The 22,272-nt window shown below is 66.2% G+C and carries 20 protein-coding genes; 6 read left to right on the top strand and 14 right to left on the bottom strand.

Annotated features, from left to right (window positions below; genetic code table 11):
• From cysD (TSB10GB4_RS04405) to rfbC, 8 genes are all read right to left on the bottom strand, one after another.
• Nucleotides 1-918: a sulfate adenylyltransferase subunit CysD gene (cysD, locus tag TSB10GB4_RS04405; RefSeq protein ID WP_244296477.1), complete on the bottom strand. Its 918-nt coding sequence runs from the start codon at nt 916-918 to the stop codon at nt 1-3.
• A gap of 318 nt (nt 919-1,236) precedes the next feature.
• Nucleotides 1,237-1,986, bottom strand: a complete 750-nt coding sequence (locus tag TSB10GB4_RS04400; RefSeq protein ID WP_244296472.1) for a class I SAM-dependent methyltransferase — start codon at nt 1,984-1,986, stop codon at nt 1,237-1,239.
• The gene (locus tag TSB10GB4_RS04395; protein WP_186389791.1) at nt 1,983-2,852 is read right to left on the bottom strand and encodes a bifunctional 2-polyprenyl-6-hydroxyphenol methylase/3-demethylubiquinol 3-O-methyltransferase UbiG; all 870 of its coding nucleotides are present in this window, start codon (nt 2,850-2,852) and stop codon (nt 1,983-1,985) included. The genes TSB10GB4_RS04400 and TSB10GB4_RS04395 overlap by 4 nt, the downstream gene beginning before the upstream one ends.
• Before the next feature lie 17 nt (nt 2,853-2,869).
• Nucleotides 2,870-4,192, bottom strand: coding sequence for a rhamnan synthesis F family protein (locus TSB10GB4_RS04390; RefSeq protein WP_186394715.1), 1,323 nt, complete (start codon nt 4,190-4,192; stop codon nt 2,870-2,872).
• Between the two features lie 12 nt (nt 4,193-4,204).
• Nucleotides 4,205-5,074: a glucose-1-phosphate thymidylyltransferase RfbA gene (gene rfbA, locus TSB10GB4_RS04385; RefSeq protein ID WP_186394714.1), complete on the bottom strand. Its 870-nt coding sequence runs from the start codon at nt 5,072-5,074 to the stop codon at nt 4,205-4,207.
• On the bottom strand, nt 5,071-5,946 hold the full coding sequence (rfbD, locus tag TSB10GB4_RS04380) for a dTDP-4-dehydrorhamnose reductase (protein WP_186394713.1): 876 nt from the start codon (nt 5,944-5,946) through the stop codon (nt 5,071-5,073). Before rfbD ends, rfbA begins: the two co-directional genes overlap by 4 nt.
• An 8-nt stretch (nt 5,947-5,954) precedes the next feature.
• Nucleotides 5,955-6,977, bottom strand: coding sequence for an NAD(P)-dependent oxidoreductase (locus tag TSB10GB4_RS04375; protein WP_186389795.1), 1,023 nt, complete (start codon nt 6,975-6,977; stop codon nt 5,955-5,957).
• Between the two features lie 228 nt (nt 6,978-7,205).
• Nucleotides 7,206-7,763 carry a dTDP-4-dehydrorhamnose 3,5-epimerase gene (gene rfbC / locus TSB10GB4_RS04370; protein ID WP_186394712.1) on the bottom strand — a complete coding sequence of 186 codons (558 nt, stop codon included), beginning with the start codon at nt 7,761-7,763 and terminating at the stop codon, nt 7,206-7,208.
• 229 nt (nt 7,764-7,992) lie between these two features.
• On the opposite strand from rfbC, the gene TSB10GB4_RS04365 reads away from it, so the two are divergent.
• The 6 genes from TSB10GB4_RS04365 (at nt 7,993) to TSB10GB4_RS04340 (ending at nt 14,473) form a co-directional block, all read left to right on the top strand.
• The gene (locus TSB10GB4_RS04365; protein WP_186394711.1) at nt 7,993-9,087 is read left to right on the top strand and encodes an NAD(P)/FAD-dependent oxidoreductase; all 1,095 of its coding nucleotides are present in this window, start codon (nt 7,993-7,995) and stop codon (nt 9,085-9,087) included.
• A 106-nt stretch (nt 9,088-9,193) separates the two neighbouring features.
• Nucleotides 9,194-9,979 (top strand): ABC transporter permease, encoded by a 786-nt coding sequence (locus TSB10GB4_RS04360; RefSeq protein ID WP_186389798.1) that lies wholly within the window; start codon nt 9,194-9,196, stop codon nt 9,977-9,979.
• Nucleotides 9,976-10,629, top strand: coding sequence for an ABC transporter ATP-binding protein (locus tag TSB10GB4_RS04355; RefSeq protein ID WP_186394710.1), 654 nt, complete (start codon nt 9,976-9,978; stop codon nt 10,627-10,629). The genes TSB10GB4_RS04360 and TSB10GB4_RS04355 overlap by 4 nt, the downstream gene beginning before the upstream one ends.
• A 27-nt stretch (nt 10,630-10,656) precedes the next feature.
• Nucleotides 10,657-11,943 (top strand): hypothetical protein, encoded by a 1,287-nt coding sequence (locus tag TSB10GB4_RS04350; protein ID WP_186394709.1) that lies wholly within the window; start codon nt 10,657-10,659, stop codon nt 11,941-11,943.
• A gap of 28 nt (nt 11,944-11,971) precedes the next feature.
• Nucleotides 11,972-13,348, top strand: a complete 1,377-nt coding sequence (locus TSB10GB4_RS04345) for a hypothetical protein (protein WP_186394708.1) — start codon at nt 11,972-11,974, stop codon at nt 13,346-13,348.
• Nucleotides 13,349-13,375: 27 nt separating this feature from the next.
• Nucleotides 13,376-14,473, top strand: a complete 1,098-nt coding sequence (locus tag TSB10GB4_RS04340) for a hypothetical protein (protein WP_186389802.1) — start codon at nt 13,376-13,378, stop codon at nt 14,471-14,473.
• A 12-nt stretch (nt 14,474-14,485) separates the two neighbouring features.
• Here TSB10GB4_RS04340 and TSB10GB4_RS04335 read toward each other — a convergent pair whose 3' ends face one another.
• From TSB10GB4_RS04335 to cysD (TSB10GB4_RS04310), 6 genes are all read right to left on the bottom strand, one after another.
• Entirely contained in the window at nt 14,486-15,340 is an 855-nt protein-coding gene (locus TSB10GB4_RS04335; RefSeq protein ID WP_186394707.1) for a class I SAM-dependent methyltransferase, read from the bottom strand.
• 128 nt (nt 15,341-15,468) lie between these two features.
• Nucleotides 15,469-16,233: an ABC transporter permease gene (locus tag TSB10GB4_RS04330; RefSeq protein ID WP_186389804.1), complete on the bottom strand. Its 765-nt coding sequence runs from the start codon at nt 16,231-16,233 to the stop codon at nt 15,469-15,471.
• A complete protein-coding gene (locus tag TSB10GB4_RS04325; RefSeq protein WP_186389805.1) occupies nt 16,230-17,018 on the bottom strand; it encodes an ABC transporter ATP-binding protein in 789 nt (262 codons plus the stop codon). Before TSB10GB4_RS04325 ends, TSB10GB4_RS04330 begins: the two co-directional genes overlap by 4 nt.
• A 169-nt stretch (nt 17,019-17,187) precedes the next feature.
• Entirely contained in the window at nt 17,188-18,198 is a 1,011-nt protein-coding gene (locus tag TSB10GB4_RS04320; protein WP_186394706.1) for an ABC transporter substrate-binding protein, read from the bottom strand.
• A gap of 173 nt (nt 18,199-18,371) precedes the next feature.
• Nucleotides 18,372-20,258 (bottom strand): sulfate adenylyltransferase subunit CysN, encoded by a 1,887-nt coding sequence (gene cysN, locus TSB10GB4_RS04315; protein ID WP_186394705.1) that lies wholly within the window; start codon nt 20,256-20,258, stop codon nt 18,372-18,374.
• Between the two features lie 10 nt (nt 20,259-20,268).
• The gene (gene cysD, locus TSB10GB4_RS04310; protein WP_371328852.1) at nt 20,269-21,192 is read right to left on the bottom strand and encodes a sulfate adenylyltransferase subunit CysD; all 924 of its coding nucleotides are present in this window, start codon (nt 21,190-21,192) and stop codon (nt 20,269-20,271) included.
• Nucleotides 21,193-22,272: the final 1,080 nt, after the last annotated feature.

Raw genomic sequence — 22,272 nt, 5'->3', positions numbered from 1 at the left:
TCAGAAATACCCCTCGCGCTTCTTCTTTTCCATCGAGGCGCTGTCGTCGTGGTCGATCAGGCGGCCGGAGCGTTCGGAGGTGCGGGCGATCAGCATCTCGCGGATGATCGCCGGCAGAGTATCGGCGTCGGACTCGATGGCCCCGGTCAGCGGGTAGCAGCCGAGCGTGCGGAAGCGCACCAGCAGCTCCTCGACCCGGTCGCCCGGACCGATCGGCATGCGCTCGTCGTCGACCATGATCAGCATGCCGTCGCGGCGCACCACCGGCCGCCGCTTGGCATAGTAGAGCGGCACGATCGGGATGTTCTCCAGCAGGATGTACTGCCAGATGTCGAGCTCGGTCCAGTTGGACAGCGGGAAGGCGCGGATCGACTCGCCCTTGGCGATGCGCCCGTTATAGAGGTTCCACAGTTCCGGGCGCTGGTTCTTGGGGTCCCAGGCATGGGCCTTGCTGCGGAAGGAGAAGACGCGTTCCTTGGCGCGGCTCTTCTCCTCGTCGCGGCGGGCGCCGCCGAAGGCCGCGTCGAAGCCGTATTTGTCGAGCGCCTGCTTCAGCGCCTCGGTCTTCATCACGTTGGTATGCACGGAGGAGCCGTGGCTGAACGGGCCGATGCCCTGCCGGATCCCCTCCTCGTTGGTGTGCACGATCAGGTCGGCGCCGATGCGCCTCGCCGTCTCGTCGCGGAAGGCGATCATCTCGCGGAACTTCCACGTCGTGTCGACATGCATCAGGGGAAACGGCAGGCGCGAGGGCGCGAAAGCCTTCATCGCCAGATGCAGCAGGACGGAGGAATCCTTGCCGATCGAATAGAGCATGACGGGATTGCGGAACTCGGCCGCCACCTCCCGGATGATGTGGATGCTTTCCGCCTCGAGCGTCCTGAGATTGTCGAGGCGGCCGGGTGCCATTCCGTCCATTTGCAAGTTCGACCCTTCCTGATGCATCACGCGACCTCGCGCCCCGCCGAGGCCCCGTTCGAAACGAGGCCGGCACGGTATCCCGCAAGGCGAGCCGCTCCCTGGCTGCCGGTTTGTCTGTTATGGCTCTTTCGGCCTTTTTCGCCCCCGTCGGCCGAAATCTGGCACGACCCGATCGGGCTCCCTGGCGAACGGATGAACCGGCGGCAAACACCCGCGTCGACACTCATTCCGTCAGCTCCTTCTAGTTGCTCGCAGCGGCGCGATCAAGCCGTTGACGTCAGGTCCGCAAGGGCCGCCGGAGCCCCTGTCCCGCCGTCAGAGACGCCGCAGCACCGCCCCCGTCTGGCCGAGCCGGCCCTGCGGCACGATCTCGCGGTTGCCGTCGATATAGCTCTCCACCGCGAAGCCGAGCTTCTCCGCCCAGAGCTCGATGACGTTGCGCTCGATGAACATGTTGAGCACCGGCTTGGTGCCGTTTCTCTGCTGCTCGACACTGCCGGCGAACACCGGGAAATGGCCGATACTGCCGAACTCCAGAAACGAGAACAGGAACGTCCCGCCCGGCCGCAGCACCCGCTGCACCTCCTGCATGTAGAGATAGCTCTCCTCGTGCAGCAGATGGGTGAACAGGCTGAACGAATAGACGATGTCGGCGGAGGCATCCTGCGCCGGGATCGTCAGGTCGGTGGAGATGTGGAAGCGGTAGTCGGCCGGGGTGTGGGCGCGGGCATAGTCGATGAGGTCCTTGACCACGTCGATGCCGAGATAGCGATAGCTGCCGTTCGCGGCGAGCTGGCGCGCGGTGCGGCCGCTGCCGCAGCCAAGGTCGATCAGGCTGTCGCCGTCCTTCAGCCCGAGCGAGCGCAGCAGTTCCAGATGGATGCGGCCCTGGATGTCGTAATGGCCGCCGACGGCCAGCGACATCGCCTCGTCCAGCGGATGGCTGTCCTTCAGCTTGCGGACATGGCGCTCGTAGTCGCGCTGGAAATGCGGCTTGTCCGCCTCCTCGCGCGCCTTGCTGCCGGTCAGCGCGCCTGCGATCCGCTGCAGGATCCCGGCCATCATGCGCCCTTCCGCTTTCTGGCGACGAAGGTCAGCGCAGGCCCGTTGACATGGGCCGGGTCGTCCTTGCCGATCTCCACGTCGAAGCCGAGCGCATCGAACAGGCGCAGCAGCGAAGCCTTCTCCACCCAGCGGGTCACCCGCTCGGCGCCGCCGCAAAAGCCCTTCCAGTCGAGCACCTGCTGCACATAGGTCTGCCGGCTCATGGTCACCGGCACGCCGCGATGCTGGATCGTCTCGGGCGCGGCGAAACGGCCGGCATAGACCGGATGGCGGGAGATGATGTCGTGGTCGTAATAGTGGCTCCAGATGCCGATGGCATCGGCGCTCCGGCACATCGCCTCGATCAGCGCCACCGGATCGCTCATGTGGTAGAGCACGCCGCTCGCCACGATCGCGTCGAACCGGCGCGGCTCCTCGTCCAGGTATTTCAGGAAGTCGCCAAGCAGGAACTGGGCCTTGTCGAGCCGATAATTGTTCTTGACGATCAGGCACTTGAAATAGGCACGGGTGTTCGCCTCGATGGAGGTGATCGAGGCCGCACCCTTCTTCTGCAGCATATAGGTGTGGCTGGCCTCCAGCGGCCCCAGTTCCAGCACGCTCTTGCCCGTGTAGCCGCCGCAGGCGCGCTCGAAGAAGTCGATGCGCGGATCGGTGAAGAAGGCCGGCTTGCCGTTGGAGGGCAGGTCCGGCAGCGCGCCGGACCATTCGCCCTCGAACAGGTCGATGGCGTTCTCGGGCCGCGCCACCCGCATGTCGTAGCGGTCGTCGAGCGCCTTGTCCTGCGCGGCCCGCGCCTGCGGCAGCACCACCGCGCGCCGCGCTCCCGAGACCGTGTTGATGAACCGACGGAACAGTCGTCTTGCCATGGGTGTCGACCCCGTCCTCAAATCGAGCCGTAGCGGAACAGGACTTTCTTGAAGCCCTTGTAGTAGCGCCCCATCCCCTTGCTGCGGATGTCGACGCGGATGTCCTCGGCGAAGGGCAGGTCGAGATCGTCGATGATCTTGTTGATCTGCTCGAACGTGTAGACCCCGCGATAGACGAGGTCCCGCTTCAGGATCGGGATGCCGAGGAACTTGTAGTAGAGAAATCCGCCGAAATGGATCTGGTTGCGCTCGGTCATCAGCTTGACGTAGCCCTCGATGAACTCCGCCACCTTGAAGTCGCTGAGGTTGCGCCGGCTCTGGAAGTCGTAGCGCAGGTCCAGCGCCTTGGTGACGTCGTCGTCATCGGCGAGCGAGGTGCCCTTGGCCCGCGCGGTGTTGACGAGATCGGCGAAGCGCTCGATGAATTGGCCCTGGGCCAGCGCCTCCTCCGAGATCGCCTGGCTGGAGCGCAGCTCGATCAGCTTGTAGAGCTGCTTGCGCAGCAGGTTCCTGTTGCGGAACGGCACCAGGTCGATGGTCGACTTGAGCTCGCCGAAATCCATGCCGACGAGGATGTTGTAGACCTCGACCGGGTTGACGATGATATGCGGACCCTGGCCGACCTTGCGCAGCACGCATTTGGTCAGCCCCACCTCGCCCTTGTGCACCGACCAGCGGCGGGTGCTGATCGGCAGGTACTTGTCCCAGTATTCCAGGAAGGCCGGCGCCTCGATCACCTCGCGGTTGAAGGCCAGCAGGAACGACTGGACGTGGTAGTGGTGCTCGAACACTTCCGTCAGGCCGATGAACGGCTCGTCCGCGTCCAGCCTGGCGAAGATCTTGTCGAGACCGTTCGGCAGGTAATAGACGCTGTCGTTCATCAGGATCAGCTTGTCGATCACCGGCTCGCGCTGGCGCAGCAGGCTGAAGCCGTCCTTGTAGGCGCCGAAGTCGCGGCCGAGGTTCTCGCGCTCGATCAAGAGATGGCAATTGTCGAGCAGGTCCTCGCGCACGCTGCCGCTCGCCCGCATGTTGGTGACGAAGACGATGTTGATGCCGCGGGCGTTCAGCGCGTCGATCGCCGTGCGCGTGAACACCTGGATGTCGGCCTTGGTGTAAATCACGAAGATCGCGAAGCGCTTGCCCTCATGCGAGCGGCGCCCTTCGGTGACGCCGAGGATGCGGCGCTTTTCCGAATAGAGCTTGGGGTCGAGCCGGCAGACGAAGCGGGCATAGACCTCGTAAGGCATGATGACGAGGAAGTACCAGTACAGGTACCAGATCCGGTTGAGGATCCTGTAGAAGAAGAAGATGACTGGGTGGATGACCTGCCCGAGCATGTTCCGTCTGGCCTATTTTCGTCCGCTGATCTGCAGGAGGTACTCGCCATACAGCGTCTTGGCGAGCGGCTTGGCGAGTTCGGCGACGTCTTCCGGAGCGATCCAGCGGTTCACCATGGCGATCTCTTCCAGGCAGGCGACCTTCAGCCCCTGCCGGTGTTCGATCGCGCGGATGAACTCCGAGGCCTCCATCAGGCTGTCATGGGTGCCGGTGTCGAGCCAGGCAAAGCCCCGGCCCAGCTTTTCCACCGTCAGTTGCCCCGCCTCCAGATAGCGGCGGTTGATGTCGGTGATCTCCAGTTCGCCGCGGGCGGACGGGCGCACCTGGTGGGCGTGTTCGACCACCTCGGCGTCGTAGAAATAGAGCCCGGCGACCGCCCAGTTGGATTTCGGGTTTGCCGGCTTTTCTTCCAGTGACACCGCCCGTCCCGCCTCGTCAAACTCGACGACGCCGTAGCGCTGCGGGTCCTGCACGTGATAGGCGAAGACCTTGCCGCCGGCGGTCAGCGCCGAGGCCTTGACCAGCCGTTCCGACAGGCCGTGGCCGTAGAAGATGTTGTCGCCCAGCACCAGGGCGCAGGGGCTTCCGTCGATGAAGCGCTCGCCGAGGATGAAGGCCTCGGCCAGACCGCGCGGCTCCTGCTGCACCACATAGGAGAGCTTGATGCCCCACTGGCTGCCGTCGCCGAGCAGCGCCTCGTAGCTCGGCAGGTCGCGCGGGGTGGAGATGATCAGGATCTCGCGGATGCCGGCCAGCATCAGCACCGACAGCGGATAATAGATCATCGGCTTGTCGTAGACCGGCAGCAACTGCTTGCTGGTCACCAGCGTCAGCGGATAGAGCCGGGTGCCGGAGCCGCCGGCGAGCACGATCCCCTTCACGCCAGGTGCCCCTTCTCGGCCATGTAGTCCTCCAGCGCCTCCTGCCAGGGGCGCGGCGCGCCGATGACGGAGGCGAGCTTGTCGTTCGACAGCACCGAATAGGCCGGCCGGCGCGCCGGCGTCGGAAACTCCGCCGAGGGGATCGGCTCCACCGTCGCGGCGATCCCGGCCTTGCGGACGATCTCTTCGGCAAAGCCGTGCCAGGTGACCGATCCCGAATTCACCACATGCCAGATGCCCGAAGGCACATCCTTGCGCAGCATCTCCAGCAGCGCGGCGGCAATGTCCTTCGTCGAGGTCGGCGACATCTGCTGGTCGGCGACGACGCGCAGGTGGCCGCGCTCGCGGGCGAAGCGGATCATCGTCTCGACGAAATTGCCGCCCTTGCCGCTGGCCCCGGCGATGCCGAACAGCGAGGCGACCCGCAGGATTGTCGTGGTCTCGCAGGCGAGCCGGGCAAGATCCTCGCCCATCGCCTTACTGGCGCCGTAGACATTGACCGGCGCGCGCGCATCGTCTTCCAGCAGCGGGCTGCGCTTGTCCTGGCCGCCGAACACATAGTCGGTGGAAACATGGACGAAACGCGCCGACTTCGCCTGCGCCAGTTCGCCAAGGAGCGCAACCAGATGGGCGTTGATGGTGAAGGCGTGCTGCGCGTTGCTCTCGACCTCGTCGGTCTTGTGATAGCTCGCACAGTTCACCAGCACGTCGAATTCGGCGGCGGACAGCAATTCGCGCACCCCGTCGAAATCGCCGAGATCGAGCCGGTCGCGGTCGACGGAGACGATGTCGAGCGGGCTGCCCGCGGCCTCGTTCACCCGGCGGATATCCGTGCCGAGCTGGCCGCCGGGACCAAGGAGGATCGTTTTCATGGGAAGCCTCAGATGCGCAGCATGCCGCCGTTGAGCTCGAGCTCCTTGATGCGCTCGTGCCAGCTCACCAGTTCCTTGTACCAGGCAAGCGTGATGGTCTGGGTCGTCTTGTCGGTGCGCCCGTCCTCCAGCGCCGCCAGCACGTCGCGCACGCCGTCGACCGCCGTCAGTTCGGCCTTGAAGCCCAGCGCCTCGATCTTGTCGAAGGCGACCCGGTAGGAGCGATGGTCGGGATCGCCGTACCACTCGATGGCGACCTCGTTCGGCAGGGTGTCGGCGACGATCTGCGCCAGCGGGCCGATCTGGTAGTTGTTCTCGTCCGAGCCGACATTGAAGATCTGGCCGTTGACCTTGTCGGCCGGGGCGCTCAGCATGAAGATCTGGGCGCGCGCGGTGTCGCGCACATGCACCATCGGCCGCCACTGGCTGCCGTCGCGCATCAGGGGCAGCTTGCCGGTCTTCCAGGCGCCGAACACCATGCCGTTGATGGCAAGGTCGAAGCGCATGCGCGGGCTGTAGCCGTAGACCGTTGCCTGGCGCAGCACCACCACCGTGAAATCGTCGGAGGCGAGCGGCAGCACGCCGTGCTCGGCCATCTCGTTGGCGCGCGCATAGGCGGTCAGCGGGTTGGTCGGCGTCGTCTCGTCGGCGATGACGCCGGGCTCCTGGAAGCCGTAGAGGCTGCAGGAGGACGGCAGCACGTAGCGCTTGACGCCGGCCTCGCGGGCGAGCCTTGCGGAGCGCACGCGCGAGACGTGGTTGATCTGGTCGGTCTCGCGGCTGAATTCCTCGCCGGACGGATCGTTGGAGATGGCGACAAGGTCGATCACATGATCGATGCCGGCAAACAGCGCCGGATCGATCAGGCGCGTGTCCTGTCGTACGATCTCCAGCCGCTCATGCTCGGGGAGAAGCTCGCGACCGAAGAAGAACCGGTCGACCGCGCGGACCGCGTAGCCTTCCTCCAGCAGCATCGGCACGAGGGTGGTTCCGATATAACCGCCCGCACCCGTGACCAGTACAGTTTCCATGCAAACACCGACCGCGTTCGAGTTGTGGGCCGGCGGCACTCCACCAGCCCCTTAGCAATTCCAGGAAGGCCTCCTGCCCCGGATGCCCTCGTCCCTGCCCCGATCCTAGGTCCATGCGGCGTCGCCACCGGCGGCGCATTTTGCAGCCCAAGGCGAGGCGATCAAGCCGCATGTACGAAAATATTGATTAAATTGCGGGCGCACCCGCCTTGGAAACCGTCACTCCCGTCAGAACCAGTGGACCACATCCTTGAAGAAGGGCTGCGCGCGGTCCTTGTCGGACAGGATCACCTTGTCCTCGTCGATCCCCCAGTCGATGGCCAGGTCCGGATCGTTCCAGCGAATGCCGAAATCATGGGTCGGCGCGTAGTGGCCCGTCACCTTGTAGATGATCTCCGTATCCGGCTCCAGCGTCAGGATCGCATGGGCAAAGCCCACCGGCACCAGGATCTGGTTCCACTCGGCGGCGGAGATCTCCGCCGACACCCATTTGCCGAAGGTCGGCGACGCCTTGCGGATGTCCACCGCCACGTCGAGGATGCGGCCGCGCACGCAGCGCACCAGCTTGTCCTGGGCGAATTCGCCGCCCTGATAGTGCAACCCGCGAAGGGTGCCGACCTCCGCCGAATAGGAATGGTTGTCCTGGATGAAATCGAGCTCGATCCCGGCTTCCGCAAAGGCCTTCTTGTTGTAGACCTCGGAGAAAAACCCGCGATGATCGCCGAATTTCCTTGGCCGGATAATCTTTACTTCGGGAATTTCAAGGCTGGTAACGTCAACGGCCATGGAAATGAATGCCTGTCCTTGAGAGTTCGAAAAACGGAACGGACCCGCCGTTGTATAGAAGACCCAGCCGCGACGAACAAGAGCGCAGTAGGGCCTCGATCCGCTTCCTGTTGCGATGACCCCGGCGATGGCCTAAGCGACGTCACACGCAATTGCGGCGGTTTGCCGGCAGCCTGGGCCGGCAGCTTGGGCCGGCAGCTTGGGCCGGCAGCTTGGGAAGGAGCGGGGGATGGATGTCGAGACGGTGGTGATCGGGGCCGGGGTGATCGGCCTTGCCGCCGCGCGCGAGCTCGCCTTGCGCGGGCGCGAGGTGATGGTTCTCGAACAGGATCCGATCATCGGCTCGCAGACCAGCGCCCGCAACAGCGAGGTGATCCATGCCGGCATCTATTATCCGGCCGGCAGCCTCAAGGCGCGCGCCTGCCTGGCCGGGCGCGAGATGCTCTACAGCTTCTGCCGGGAGCACGGCGTTGCCCATCGCCGGCTCGGCAAGCTGATCGTCGCGACCGCGCCCGAGCAGGTCGCCACACTCGCCGAGATCCAGGCGAAGGCGGCGGCGAACGGCGTCGATGACCTGCGTTTTCTTCCCCGCGCCGAGGCGCTGGCGCTGGAACCGCGGCTGGCCTGCGAGGCGGCGCTGCTCTCCCCCTCCACCGGCATTCTCGACAGCCATGCCTTCATGCTGGCCCTGCAGGGCTCCCTGGAGGCATGTGGCGGCCAGGTGGTCTGCGGTGCAGAAGTGACCGGACTTGCGCCCGTCGACGGCGGCTACCGGCTGACGGTGGCGGACGGCACCGACGGCTTCGCCCTCACCTGCCGCTCCCTCGTCATCGCGGCCGGCCACGGCGCGCCCTCGCTCGCCGGCCAGCTTGCCGGCACGCAGGCACCGCAAGCCTATTTCGCCCGCGGCTGCTATTTCTCGATTGCGGGGCGCGCGCCGTTCTCGCGGCTGGTCTATCCGGTGCCCGAGCCCGGCGGCCTCGGCGTCCACCTGACGCTCGACATGGGCGGCCAGGCCCGCTTCGGCCCGGACGTGGAGTGGATCGACAGCCTCGACTACACGGTCGACCCGCGCCGCGCCGACGGCTTCTATGCCGAGATCCGCAAATACTGGCCGGGGCTGGCCGACGGCGCGCTGCGGCCGGACTACAGCGGCATCCGGCCGAAGATCTCCGGCCCCGACGCGCCGGCGGCGGATTTCCGCATCGACGGACCTCGCGAGCATGGCCATGCCGGCCTCGTCGCGCTGTACGGCATCGAATCGCCCGGCCTCACCTCGGCGCTGGCGCTGGCCGGGATCGTCGCCGACAGGCTGGAGGCATGACGAGATTGCCCCGCGCGCCCGGACATGCCATGGAATCGTCGCGTTCCCCGGTCAATTGTACCGCAGCGCAACATGCGCAAGCGGAACCGGAAGCTTCGGGAGTGACATGACGACGTCCTTCGTCGCCGCCCTGGCCAACCAGAAGGCCGTGATGGGCGCGCTCATCCTGCGCGACATGCGCACCCGGTTCGGGCGTACGGCGATCGGTTTCGTCATCGCGGTCGCGTGGCCGCTCACCCACCTGCTGGCGATGCTCGGCGTGTGGGTGGCGCTGGGGCGCGCCGTGCCGCTCGGCACCAACAACGTGGTGTTCTTCGGCACCGGCATCATGCCCTATATCCTGTGCCTCTATCCGGGGCGGATGATGATGATGGCGATCCAGCAGAACAAGCCGATGCTGCTGTTTCCGGTGGTCAAGGTGATCGACATCATCCTGGCGCGCGCGGTGCTGGAGATGATCACCGCCATGTGCGTGCTGATCGCCTTCTGCGCGATCCTCTACATCGCCGGCGTCGACTTCCTGCCCAACCGGCCGGAGATCGCCATCGCCGCCATTGCCGTCACGGTGCTCTACGGCATTTCCGTCGGCCTGTTGAGCTGCGTCATCCTGGTGCTGTTTCCCATGTGGGTGGCGATCTTCATCCTGATCATGATCGCCCAGTGGATCACCTCCGGCGCGCTCTACCTGCCGAGCATGATGCCGTCCTGGGTGCTCGACTACATCGTCTACAACCCGCTGTATCACTGCATTTCGTGGCTGCGCACCGCCTATTACGACGGCTATGCGGAAGGGACGCTCGACCCGCTCTATGTGGTACAGGTCTCGCTCTTCACCCTGTTGCTCGGCTTTGCGGCGGAGCGGGCGGTGCGCGGAAAGCTCTTGATGAAATGATCAGGTTCCAGAACGTCTTCAAGTTCTACCGCGCGCAGAAGACGCTCAAGATCGTGCTCGACCATATCAGCTTCCGGCTGGACAAGGGCGTCAGCTACGGGATCATGGGCATCAACGGCGCGGGCAAGTCGACCCTGATGCGGCTGATCGCCGGCACGGAGATGCCCAACAGCGGCCGCATCGTGCGGGACTCGCGCGTGTCCTGGCCGCTCGGCTTCGCCGGCGGCCTGCACCCGGCGCTGACGGGCCGCGAGAACATCCAGTTCGTCGCCCGCGTCTACCGGCAGGACATCCGCAAGGCGGTGCGCTTCGTGGAGGATTTCGCCGAGCTCGGCCCGTTCATCGACGCGCCGTTCGGCACCTATTCCTCCGGCATGCAGCAGCGCCTCGCCTTCGGCCTGTCGATGGCGATCGACTTCGACTGCTATCTGATCGACGAGGTGATGGCGGTGGGCGATTCCCGCTTCCAGCAGCGTTGCCGGGACGAATTCAACAAGCGCAAGCAATATTCGGATATGATCATGATCTCGCACAGCATCGAGCTTGTGCAGATGTATTGCGACCGTGGCATCGTGCTCGCCGACGGGAAGATGTATTTCTTCGATTCGGTCTCGGATGCGGTCGAGATGTACAAACAGTTGAACATGTAGCGGCGGCGGGCGAAAGGCTCGCCGCGAATGGCGGAGAAGATGTCGGACGCGCTCATAGACGTGGTGCTCGGCGGCGGCGGCGACGTGGTCGCCGAGGCACCGAAGACCGGCAGGCGCACGGACGCGATCTCGGCGGCCCTCAAGGAGGCCAGCCGGCGCATCCGCTCGAACCGCCGCGTCATCGGCGGCGGCGGCTTCCGTCGCCGGCGCGGCGAGCGGCTGTTCCTGCTGTCGATCATCGCCAGCGGGCTGCTGGTGGTGCTGGTTCCGGTGCTGGTCGCCGGCCTCTATTTCGGCCTCATCGCCTCGGATCGCTACGAGTCCGAGATGCAGTTCTCGCTGCGCAACTTCAAGGCTTCGGCGCCGGCCGCCTTCATGTCGCTGACCGGACTGCCGACCGGCAACCTCATGCAGGAGGCCAAGGTCGTCCAGAGCTACGTGCACAGCCGCGCCCTCGTCGATCACCTGCTGGAGCGGACCGACCTGTTCGGAAAGTTCAACTCGCCCGACATCGATGTCTTCTCGCGCTTTCCGCAAGGCGATCCGATCGAGGATTTCATGGAGTATTGGCGCGAGCGGGTCGGGGTGCATGTTGAAACCCTGTCGGGCATCGTCACCGTCACGGTGCAGGCCTTCTCGGCGCAGGACGCGCAGGAGATCAACAGCCTGATCCTGGAGGCCGTCGACCAGCTCGTCAACGAGCTGTCGGCCCGCGCCCGCGCCGACCTGCTGCAGTTCAACCGCCAGGATCTCGACCAGGCGCAGGAACGGCTGAAGGCGCTCAGCGAGGACCTCGCGGCGCTGCGCAACAGCACCGGCCTGCTCGATCCCGAGCTCTATGCCAAGTCGATCTCGGCGGTGGCGACGGAGCTGGAGGTCCGCCTCTCCGACATGCGGGTGCGCCAGCGCGCGGCGCTCGGCTCGATGAATGCCGACACGCCGCAGATGCGCTTCCTCGCCCGGCAGATCGAGACGCTGGAGAGCGAGATCGTGCGGCTGCGCCAGGAGATCGCCTCGCCGGGCAGCACCGGCGAGACGCTGTCGACCACCAAGGCGCTGTTCGACCGCTACCTGCTCGACCAGGAGATCGCCCGCAAGCAGTACACCCAGGCGAGCCTGGAATACGAGCGGGCGCGGCTGGACGCTGACCGGCGGCAGGTCTATACGGCGGTCGTGATGCAGCCGACCCTGCCGGAGGACGCCGAATATCCGCGCCGGATCTGGTCATGGACCGTGGTCCTGGTGCTGTGCATCTCCGCCTGGGGCGCACTGGTCGGCCTTGCGGTGCTCATCCGCAACCATCTGGCGGCATGACGATGGACGCGAGGCGCTGGACGTGACGATGCAAAGACTGCTTTCGCGCCTTCCCGGCACCAGGGAACGGCCCCCCAAGGCACAGGGGCCGAAGTCGCAGGGAAATGCCGGCGAGCGCAAGGCGGCGCGTCCGGAAGGCGTTGCCGCCCGCGCCGTCAAGGTCACCGGCGGCAGCAGCGACACCGAGGGCCTTGCCCCGCGCTCGCGCGGGCCGCTGGCGCGGGCCGGCACGAAGGTCACCGGCCTGGTGCGCAGCGTCCGCGAGGACCTGAAGGAGCTGCGCGAGACCGACACGTCCGGCCGGCGCGGCGGCGGGCTCTGGCGCAGCTTCGGCATCTTCGTGATGATCCCGACGGTGCTCGCCGCGCTCTACTTCCTCGTTATCGCCTCCGACATCTTCGCCTCCGAAACCCGCTTCATGGTGCGCAGCGGCGACACCCAGCAGGAGGTCGGCAGCGGCGCGCTCGCCATGGTCGCCAAGGTCGCCGGCGTCTCCGGCACCAGCCCCGACAGTTTCGCCGTGCTCAACTATGTCAAGAGCCGGGCGATCATCGAGGATATCGGCGGCAAGGACACCGTCTTCCGTCTGTTCAACCCGGATCGTGGCGACTATTTCGCGACGCTGGAGCGGGACGCGACCTGGGAGGACATCGTCGACTACTGGCACCGCCGCGTCACCGCCTCGCTCGACACCCAGTCGGGCATCATCACCGTCGAGGCGACCGCCTTCTCGGCCGAGGAGGCGGAGTGGCTGGCCCGGCAGGTGGTCGAGAAGAGCGAGACCCTCGTCAACGAGATCTCCCGCCGCGCCCGCGAGGAGGCGCTGCGCGTGGCGCTGGCCGATGTCGAGCTTGCCCGGGGCAGTCTTGCCGAGGCGCGCGAGGCGCTGCGCCTTTACCGCAATGTCAGCGAGACCATCGACCCGACGATGACGGCCGAGTCCATCGGCCAGGTGCTGTCGCAGCTCATGCTCAAGCGGATCGAGCTGGAGGCGCGGCTGGAGACGACGGCGGCGATGCTCGACCAGGATTTCGCGCCGCGGCAGGTGCTGGAGCGCCAGTTGGCCGAGGTCAAGGCGCAGATCGCCGCGCAGGAGGGCCTGCTCGCCTCGCAGGGGCGCAGCGAGGGCACCGTGTCCGACGTGGTCGCCAGCTTCGAGAACCTGCGGCTGGAGGAGGAGTTCGCCGCCAACCGCTATTCCATCGCCGTCTCCTCCTACGAGAAGGCGCGCCAGGAGACCGAGCGCCAGCAGCTCTACCTCGTCGAGATCGTCCGTCCCGCCGTGCCCGACACCGCGCTCTATCCGCGCGTTGCGGCGGGCATCTTCATGATCTTCTTCATTTCCTTCGTCCTGTGGGCGATCGCCTCGCTGATCGTCGCCTCGGTGAAGGACCACGCGATCTGACGGGACAGCCCCGGGAGAGCCGGCACAGTGCAGTTTCATATCGACAGACAGGCCAACGGCGTCCTTTCCGGCTGGATCGTGCCCACCAATCCGGGCGGCACGCCGCATGTGAAGGTGATCGTCAACGACGAGGAAATCGCCGTCGTCGGCCCGAACGTGAACCGCCAGGACATCAAGGACCTGGGGCTTCACACGACCGGCTTCGTCGGCTTCCATATCGACGACAAGGTGGTGAAGGGCATCCAGAAGGCGGAGAACGTCCAGCTCGTCGAGCAGGAAACCGGGCTGATGGTGCACCGGCATACCGCCTCGCCCTACCGGATCGAGAAGCGGGTGATGTTCTTCAACCTCTGCGTCGTGCCGCAGATCCGCATGCGCAACATGGCGAACGACCTGTTCAGCCTGACCTATACCAACAGCGAGCGCATCACCTTCGCGACCATCTCCAGCATCCTGATCAACCACAATGCCCATTCGCTGTTCGTGATGGGCCGCAGCAATCACAACCGCATCGCCGAGTTCCTGCTGAGCCGCGACTATATGCGCTTCGCCCTGCTGCGCGACCCCGTCGTCGAGCTCGCCGAGCGGCTGGTGATGATCAAGCAGATCTCCCGGTCCACGAACCGCAAGCTCTTGGAAAACCTCGTCGCCGGTCTCGAGAACCTGTTCGGCCTGTGCGAGACCATCGACCTGGAGAACGAGGACTCCCTGCACGACGCCTTCACGCGGCTGCGTCCGCAGCAGATCCAGGCGATTGCCGACCCGTTCCTGCGCGCGCTGGTCTGCGACCAGGGCGACGAGCCGGAGGAACGGCATATCAGCATCGCGCTGGACCGGCTGGCCGAGTTCGACGCGGTCGGCGTCGAGGAGCGGATCGACGAGTTCAACACCTGCGTCGAGGAGGCCATCGGCCGCAACCTGTTCGCCGGCTACGAACCTTACGTGCTGCCGGGCACGATGGAGCTGGCCGAGCGGCTGCAGCAGATCGACAAGGTGCAGGAATATCTGGAGTTCGACGTGGTGCTCTATCGCGAGCTGCGCGACGTCATCGACACCGAGTTCGGCAGTCCCCGCACCGCCCCGGCTCCCGCGAGCGGCGTGCCGCAGGCGGCCCAGCGGCGCTGACCACCCTCGCCCTCAGCGCTTGACGCAGCAGACCGCGTAGTCGAGGCGGCGGCCGTCGACATATTCCTGGTAGCGCATGGTGCCGGGCATGTCGGCCCAGTCGAGCGCGTAGTCGCGGAACGGCCAGGGCACCCGGTTGATCAGCTCGCGCCGGCGCGGCACGTCCTCGGCAATCGCCGCGAAGACGTTTTCGGTGATGTCGACCACCTTGTGCACGTCGAGCCCGTTCTTCTCGCAGAGCGCGTCGACGATCTCCCGCTGGTCGGCGAAGTCCTTGTCCGTGTAGCCGACCGAGAAGCTGAGGACGCCGCCGGGGCGCAGCACGCGCGCGGCCTCCTGCATGAAGGCGTCCATGCCGACATAGCTCGCCGCGCCGACGCTGAAGATCATGTCGAACGAGCCGTTGGCCAGCGGCAGGTCGCGTGCATTGCCCTGCAGGATGCGGATGGAGGGGATGTGCTGCAGCCGCTTGCGGCCGACGCTCACCGCGCTGGTATTGACGTCGACGCCGGTGATCCGCGCCTGCGGGAAGCGGTGATGGGCCACCTGCACGCCGCCGCCGAGGCCGCAGCCGATGTCGAGGATGTCGGCCCAGTCGGCGCCATCGGCCCCTCCCCCTCCGGCGGCCTCGCGGGTCAGTTCCCACAGCACCTTGTCGTAAAGCGTCGCCTGCAGCGGCTCCCTGTCGAAGGGCGCAAGCTCCGTCCACGGCGCTTCCGCCGGCGAATAGCCGCTGTTGAAGAAGTTCTGGTGGCGGGCCGGCGACAGCCGGTAGAGCGCGAAATAGATCGCCTCCTGGAGCTTGCGCTGGAGCGGCTTGGGCAGGTTCCGCTGGATGCGGCGCTTCAGGACATAGAGGAACGACATGCAGGTCTCCGGCGGCTGGTGCCGACCGTGTTACAGGCTCGCGCGCCGCTTGCCTACACCCCGCAAGGCCTCCGGCGGCAGGTTCCGCCGGAGTGTTGCGCCGTTGCGCTACAGGCGAGTGCCGGCGATCAGTTGCGGCCCGAGCGGTGCGCCCAGCCGGTCATGCGCATCTCCAGCCAGGCCATCGCCGCATACATGACGATGCCGAGCACGGCGAGCGCCACGAGGCCGGCCCAGACCAGCGGCACGTTGAACTGCGACTGCGCCGCCAGCATCATGTGGCCGATGCCGGCATTCGCGGCCACGGTCTCGGAGATCACCGAGCCGACGAAGGCCAGCGTGATGGCGATCTTCAGCGAGCCGAAGAAATAGGGCATGGAGCGCGGGATGCCGACCTTCAGCATGATGTCCATCTTCTTCGCGCCGAGCGCGCGCAACACGTCCTCCATCTCCGGTTCGATGGTGGCGAGCCCGGTCGCCACGTTGACGACGATGGGGAAGAAGGCGATCAGGAAGGCGGTCAGCACCGCCGGCACCGTGCCGATGCCGAACCAGATCACCAGGATCGGCACGACGGCGACCTTCGGAATCGAGTTGAAGCCGATCATCAGCGGGTAGAGCCCGGCATAGATCGCCCGGCTCCAGCCGATGGCAAGGCCGAGCGCCAGCCCGCCGACCACCGCCAGCAGGAAGCCGACCGTCGTCGTGAACAGCGTCTGCAGCGAGTTCTTCCAGATCGGCGACCAGTATTTGACGATGGCCGCCCAGATGTCGGTCGGCGCCGGCAGGATGAAGACGGCGATGTCGAGGCCCTTGCACGCCGCTTCCCAGACGACGAACAGGCCGATCGTCCACAGCCAGGGGGCGGCCTTGATCCAGCGTTCGTTGGTCATGCGGCGGCCCTCGCCTCGGCAATGTGTCCGCGCAATTCGTGGACGATGTCGTTGAAGTCCCCGTCATAGGTCAGGTCGATCGGCCTCGGGCGCGGGAACTCGACCTGGCGCTCGACGATGATGCGGCCGGGGCGCGCGCTCATCACGAAGACGCGGTCGGCGAGGAACACCGCCTCGCGCAGGTCGTGGGTCACCAGAATGACGGTGAAGCCCTTTTCCGCGTGCAGGTCGCGCATCACCTGCCACAACTCCTCGCGGGTGAAGGCGTCGAGCGCGCCGAACGGCTCGTCGAGCATCAGGAGCGCCGGGTCGTGGATCAGCGCGCGGCACAGGTTCGCGCGCTGCTGCATGCCGCCGGAGAGCTGCCAGGGGAACTTGTCGCCGAAGCCCTTGAGGCCGACCACCTCCAGCAGGCTTTCGGCGCGGGCAACATAGCTCTCATACTCGCTCTTCAGCCGGCGCCGGTGCGGCTGGACGATTTCCAGCGGCAGCATGACGTTCTTCAGCGTCGTGCGCCAGGGCAGCATCGACGGGTTCTGGAAGGCCATGCCGGCGACGGAGACGGGCCCGTCCACTTCCTTGCCGGCGACCTCGACGGTGCCGGCCTGCGGCCGGATCAGCCCGGTGGCGAGCTTCATCAGGGTCGACTTGCCACAGCCCGAGGGGCCGACGACGGCGGCGAATTCGCCCTTCTGCACGGCCATGGTCAGGCCATCGAGGGCGAGCGTGCCGTCGCCGCCGTCATAGGCAAGGCGGATGTTGTTGAGATCGACGAAACCGGTCACGGCGGGGCGATACTCCGAGAGATGATGCGGCCTTCGCGGGCTGCAGGACGGGCGGTGGCACCCGGCGCGAGGCGCCATGCGGGGCTGGCGCCGACAAGCCTGAGGAAACGACGCCCGCGCCTCCCCTTCCCGTCTCGCGAGACGAGGAGAAACGGCGCGGGCGCAGGCCTTACTTGATCATCCGCTCCTCGACCGGCGGCAGGTAGGAGGCGTCGAACACCCGTTCCGGCGCCGGCGGCGTGTCGCTCACGCCCATCGAGGCCTTCAGATACTCCATCGACTGGGCGAGCTTGGCCATGTCGATGCCGCCGAAGCCGTTGGCCTTCACCGCCGGGGTGGCGATGGAGCCCTCGACGGCCATCAGGATGCGGTCGATCTCGGTCGCCTCGTCCAGCACCTCGTTGCGCTTCAGAACGTAGGGCACGGAGGCTTCCGGATCGGCGATCGTGTCGAGGAAGCCGCGCACCAGCGCCTTGACGAAGCCCTTCACCGCCTCCGGATTGCTCTCGGCGAAGTCGGTGTTGACCATCACCACGTTGCCGTAGAGGTCGAGCCCGTTCTCGGCCATCAGGATCGTGGCGATGTCGTCCATCGGCACGCCCTGCGACTTCAGGTTGATCACCGAGGAGAAGGAGAAGCCGAAGATCGCGTCGACCTGGCCCTGCGCCAGCATCGGCTCGCGCACCGGGAAGCCGACATTCTCGATGGTCATGCCGGAGGTGTCGAGGCCGGCGACATCGACGAAGGCCGGCCACTGGCCGAAGGCGGCGTCCGGCGGCGGGGCGCCGAGCTTCTTGCCCTCCAGCGACTTCGGATCCTCGGTGACGCCCAGGCTCTTGCGGCCGATCACCGCGAAGGGCGGGCGCTCATAGGCCATCATCACCGCCTTGACCTTGAGGTCCGGCTGCTCGTCCATCAGCTTGATCAGGGCGTTGATGTCGCCGAATCCCATCTGATAGGCGCCGGTGGCGACGCGCGGGATCGATTCGCGCGAGCCCGCGCCCGTGTCGATGGTGACGGCAAGGCCTTCCTCGGCGAAATAGCCCTTATCCTGGGCGATGAAGAAGGGCGCGGCCGGGGCCTCGAACTTCCAGTCGAGGGTGAACTTGATCTCGGTCTGCGCCATCGCCGCCGGCGCGGCCAGCGTCAGGGCGAAAGCAATGCCAAAAAGTCTCCGCATGGTGTCCCCACTGGTGTTTTTATGAAGGGTCACCGGAGAGACTGCCCCGCAATTGCCCAAGCATCAAGCAATTTTGGCCTGCGCTCAATTCGCGGGCAAGGCCGCCGAAAAAGACGGCAAAACCGGCCGGACGCGCGTCGTCCGGCCGGTTTTTTCAGCATAGGCCTCAAGCTCTACAGGCCGAGATAGCGGATCACCTCGTCGGCCAGTTCCTCGGCCGGACGCGCCACCGTGTCGAGCACCAGTTCGGCCCCCTCCGGCGCCTCGTAAGGACTGTCGATGCCGGTGAAATTGCTGATCTCGCCGGCCCGCGCCTTGCGGTAGAGACCCTTGGGATCGCGCGTCTCGGCGACGTCCAGCGGTGCGTGCACATGGATCTCGACGAACTCGCCCGGCGCGAACAGATCGCGCGCCATCTGCCGGTCCGAGCGGAACGGCGAGATGAACGACACCAGCGTGATCACGCCGGCTTCCGTGAACAGGCGCGCCACCTCGCCGACCCGCCGGATGTTCTCCACCCGGTCGGCCTCGGTGAAGCCGAGGTCGCGGTTGAGCCCGTGGCGCACATTGTCGCCGTCCAGCAGGAAGGTCAGCCGTCCTTGCGCGTGCAGCCGCTGCTCCACCAGGTTGGCGATGGTCGACTTGCCGGCGCCCGACAGGCCGGTGAACCACAGCACCCGCGGCGTCTGCCCGGTCAACCGCGCGCGCGCCGCCCGGTCGATGTCGAAGGCCTGGCGGTGGATGTTGTCCGCCTTCCTGAGGCTTGCCCAGATCAGGCCGGCGCCGACCGTCTGGTTGGTCAGCGGGTCGATCAGCACGAAGGAGCCCATCTCGCGATTGACCTCATAGGGGTCGAAGGCGATGGGCGCGCTCAGGTGGATCTCGCAGAAGCCGATCTCGTTCAGCGCCAGCGTGCTCGCCGGCAGGTGCTTCAGCGAGTTGACGTCGATGCCGTGCTCGATCCGCGCCACCACGCCGGTGGTGCTGCGCTTGCCGGCCTTGATCACGTAGTTGCGGTCGGTGCGCAGCCCCTGGTCGCCCATCCAGATCACATGGGCGCTCAGCCGGTCGGAGACCTCCGGCCGGCTTTCCGGCGGGCTCAGCACGTCGCCGCGCGAGATGTCGACCTCTTCCTGAAGGGTGATGGTCACCGCATCGCCCGCCACCGCCTCGTCCAGGTCGCCGTCCATGGTGGCGATGCGCGCCACCGTGGCGACACGTCCGGAGGCGGCCACCGCCACCTTGTCACCGGGGCGGATCGCACCGCTGACGATGGTGCCGGCATAGCCGCGGAAGTCGAGATTCGGCCGGTTCACCCATTGCACCGGCATGCGGAACGGGCCGAGGCGATCCTCGCCGGCGACCTCCACCGCTTCCAGATGCTCCAGCAGCGTCGGGCCGTCGTGCCAGTCCATCGCCGCGCTGCGGCGGGTGACGTTCTCGCCCGTCAGCGCCGACATCGGGATCACTTCCAGCGTCTCGAAGCCGAATCCTTGCGAGAACGCCTCATACTCCGCGCGGATGCGTTGCAGCACCTCGCGGTCGTAGCCGACCAGGTCCATCTTGTTGACGGCCACCACCACATGGCGGATGCCCAGCAGCGAGACGATGAAGGAGTGCCGGCGGGTCTGCTGCAGCACGCCCTTGCGCGCGTCGATCAGGATGATCGCCAGATCCGAGTTGGAGGCGCCCGTCGCCATGTTGCGGGTGTATTGCTCATGGCCCGGCGTGTCGGCGACGATGAACTTGCGCTCCTCAGTGGCGAAAAAGCGATAGGCGACATCGATGGTGATGCCCTGCTCGCGCTCGGCCTCCAGCCCGTCGACCAGCAGCGCGAAGTCGAGCTCCTCGCCTTGCGTGCCGTATTTGCGCGAGTCCTTCTGCAGGGCCGCCACCTGGTCCTCGAACAGCCGCTTGGTGTCGTGCAGCAGCCGGCCGATCAGCGTCGACTTGCCGTCGTCGACGCTGCCGCAGGTGAGAAAGCGCAAGAGCCCTTTCCGTTCGTGATCGCCGAGATGGTCGAGCGCCTGGCCGGCGAGGGAAGGCAATGCCTGGTTCATGGGTCGATCCTCAGAAATAGCCTTCGCGTTTCTTCTTTTCCATCGACGCCGCCTCGTCGTGGTCGATCAGCCGGCCGGAGCGCTCCGACGTGCGGGCGATCAGCATTTCGGTGACGATCTCGTCGAGGGTGGTGGCGGCGGAGTCGATCGCCGCCGTCAGCGGATAGCAGCCGAGCGTGCGGAACCGCACCTGGCGCCTCTGCGGCACCTCGCCGGGGCGCAGCGGCAGGCGCTCGTCGTCGACCATCACCAGCATGCCGTCGCGCTCCACCACCGGGCGCTCGGCCGCGTAGTAGAGCGGCACGATGGGGATGTTTTCGGAGCGGATGTATTGCCAGATGTCGAGCTCGGTCCAGTTCGACAGCGGGAAGACGCGCAGCGATTCGCCCGGACGCACCCGCGTGTTGAAGATCGACCACAGTTCCGGGCGCTGGTTCTTCGGGTCCCAGCCATGCGAGGCGGTGCGGAAGGAGAACACCCGCTCCTTGGAGCGCGACTTCTCCTCGTCGCGCCGGGCGCCGCCGAAGGCCGCGTCGAAGCCGTAATGCGACAGCGCCTGCTTCAGCGCGTCGGTCTTCATCACCTGGGTGTAATAGGACGAGCCGTGGTCGAACGGGTTGATGCCCTCCGCCAGCCCCTGCCGGTTGGTATGGGTCAGCAGCTCCATGCCCGCTTCCGCCGCCATGCGGTCGCGGAAGGCGATCATCTCGCGGAACTTCCAGGTCGTATCGATATGCAGCAGCGGAAACGGCGGCGGCGCCGGGTAGAACGCCTTGCGCGCCAGATGCAGCATGACGCTCGAATCCTTGCCGATCGAGTACAGCATCACCGGTCGCGACATCTCGGCGACGACCTCTCGGATGATCTCGATGGATTGCGCCTCGAGACGGCGCAGATGGCTTCCCCGGTTGGACACGGATGTCTCCTCGTGCACGAGGCCGGGAGATGCGCGGCGGCGGCCGGAGCGCCCTCGGCGCGACCGTCCCGTCCGCTGCTCCCGGCAGCTATCGTTCACGACTTACGCAGCCGCGCGCCCCAGCGCGAGAAACAGGATTGCCGACAAACGGCCGTCGTTAAAAAATCTCTGTCATTTCGCAGCTTTTGCGGATGCCTCAACGACCTTCGCGGCCGGGACGGCCTCCGAGGGAGAGGCGCGACCTCGCATCCCCTCAGCCGTCACCCCGAGAAAGAAGCACGGCCTCGCATCCTCTCGGCCGTCACCCCGGCCGCGCGCAAGCGCAGAGCCGGGGTCTATTCGTTCCCAGAGCGGCGGCGGAGGCCCGCCAATCTCTCCTCGCGTCATCCCGCACGAAGCGTAAGCGGAGATGCGGGATCGGAGAGCCGAGAGCCTCACGAAGGCACTCCCGAACGACGCCCCGACCGCCGTGCCTCCCCGGTCCCGGATCTTCGGCCTTCGGCCTCGTCCGGGAGGACGCCAAGGAGAGGCCTGAGCGACAGGAACGGCGGAAACGACACGCCGACGCGAACCCCACCCGCAGGATGTCGTCCCGGTTTCGGCGTAGCCGAAGACCGGGAACCAGTAACCTCGAACGGTTTGAGTGAGGACTCAACATTGCCGCCGGAAGGCGGAAAGCTTCTGCCTTCGCGCCGCCATAGGCCGCAGCGGATACTGGATACCTGCCTTCGCAGGTATGACAGCCGAGGAGGTGGCGGTGCGTCCCGCCTCGCGCCTGCTGAGGGCGCCAATGGTTCCCGGCTCTCCGGCTTCGCCTGCGGCCGGGGTTGTTCGTCTGAAGAGGTGGTAGAGTTTGGGCGGTCTCCCGGCCTGAACCGCCGGGAGACCAGTGGCAGGCGACCGGACCGGGGTTGGGCTTTCGCCCGTCGTCATCAGGGTCCCTGCCGCTTCCTTTTCCCGCTTGGAGAGTTGATGGGGCCTCTGGCCGACACCACGCCCGCGAACAATCCGAAGCACGATCAGGATACCACTGCCATGGCCTTTCTGGAACATGCCCCGTCCCACGTCGTCGGCATCGACGTGTCGAAGCTGACCCTT

It is taken from the genome of Stappia sp. TSB10GB4 (genome assembly GCF_900185745.1).
In the GTDB taxonomy this organism is placed as follows: Bacteria; Pseudomonadota; Alphaproteobacteria; order Rhizobiales; family Stappiaceae; genus Stappia.
Note: the sequence above shows the minus strand (reverse complement) of the source record. Positions and strands in the feature narration are given on the sequence as shown.

Excerpts from the sequence above, each read along its gene's own strand:
- TSB10GB4_RS04395 (WP_186389791.1), bottom strand. The coding sequence starts at position 2,852 with ATGGCAAGACGACTGTTCCGTCGGTTCATCAACACGGTCTCGGGAGCG.
- rfbC (WP_186394712.1), bottom strand. The coding sequence starts at position 7,763 with ATGGCCGTTGACGTTACCAGCCTTGAAATTCCCGAAGTAAAGATTATC.
- TSB10GB4_RS04400 (WP_244296472.1), bottom strand. The coding sequence starts at position 1,986 with ATGATGGCCGGGATCCTGCAGCGGATCGCAGGCGCGCTGACCGGCAGC.
- cysD (WP_244296477.1), bottom strand. The coding sequence starts at position 918 with ATGGACGGAATGGCACCCGGCCGCCTCGACAATCTCAGGACGCTCGAG.
- TSB10GB4_RS04365 (WP_186394711.1), top strand. The coding sequence starts at position 7,993 with ATGGATGTCGAGACGGTGGTGATCGGGGCCGGGGTGATCGGCCTTGCC.
- rfbD (WP_186394713.1), bottom strand. The coding sequence starts at position 5,946 with ATGAAAACGATCCTCCTTGGTCCCGGCGGCCAGCTCGGCACGGATATC.
- TSB10GB4_RS04390 (WP_186394715.1), bottom strand. The coding sequence starts at position 4,192 with ATGCTCGGGCAGGTCATCCACCCAGTCATCTTCTTCTTCTACAGGATC.
- cysN (WP_186394705.1), bottom strand. The coding sequence starts at position 20,258 with ATGAACCAGGCATTGCCTTCCCTCGCCGGCCAGGCGCTCGACCATCTC.
- TSB10GB4_RS04350 (WP_186394709.1), top strand. The coding sequence starts at position 10,657 with ATGGCGGAGAAGATGTCGGACGCGCTCATAGACGTGGTGCTCGGCGGC.
- TSB10GB4_RS04360 (WP_186389798.1), top strand. The coding sequence starts at position 9,194 with ATGACGACGTCCTTCGTCGCCGCCCTGGCCAACCAGAAGGCCGTGATG.
- TSB10GB4_RS04355 (WP_186394710.1), top strand. The coding sequence starts at position 9,976 with ATGATCAGGTTCCAGAACGTCTTCAAGTTCTACCGCGCGCAGAAGACG.
- TSB10GB4_RS04330 (WP_186389804.1), bottom strand. The coding sequence starts at position 16,233 with ATGACCAACGAACGCTGGATCAAGGCCGCCCCCTGGCTGTGGACGATC.
- TSB10GB4_RS04345 (WP_186394708.1), top strand. The coding sequence starts at position 11,972 with ATGCAAAGACTGCTTTCGCGCCTTCCCGGCACCAGGGAACGGCCCCCC.
- TSB10GB4_RS04375 (WP_186389795.1), bottom strand. The coding sequence starts at position 6,977 with ATGGAAACTGTACTGGTCACGGGTGCGGGCGGTTATATCGGAACCACC.
- TSB10GB4_RS04320 (WP_186394706.1), bottom strand. The coding sequence starts at position 18,198 with ATGCGGAGACTTTTTGGCATTGCTTTCGCCCTGACGCTGGCCGCGCCG.
- TSB10GB4_RS04335 (WP_186394707.1), bottom strand. The coding sequence starts at position 15,340 with ATGTCGTTCCTCTATGTCCTGAAGCGCCGCATCCAGCGGAACCTGCCC.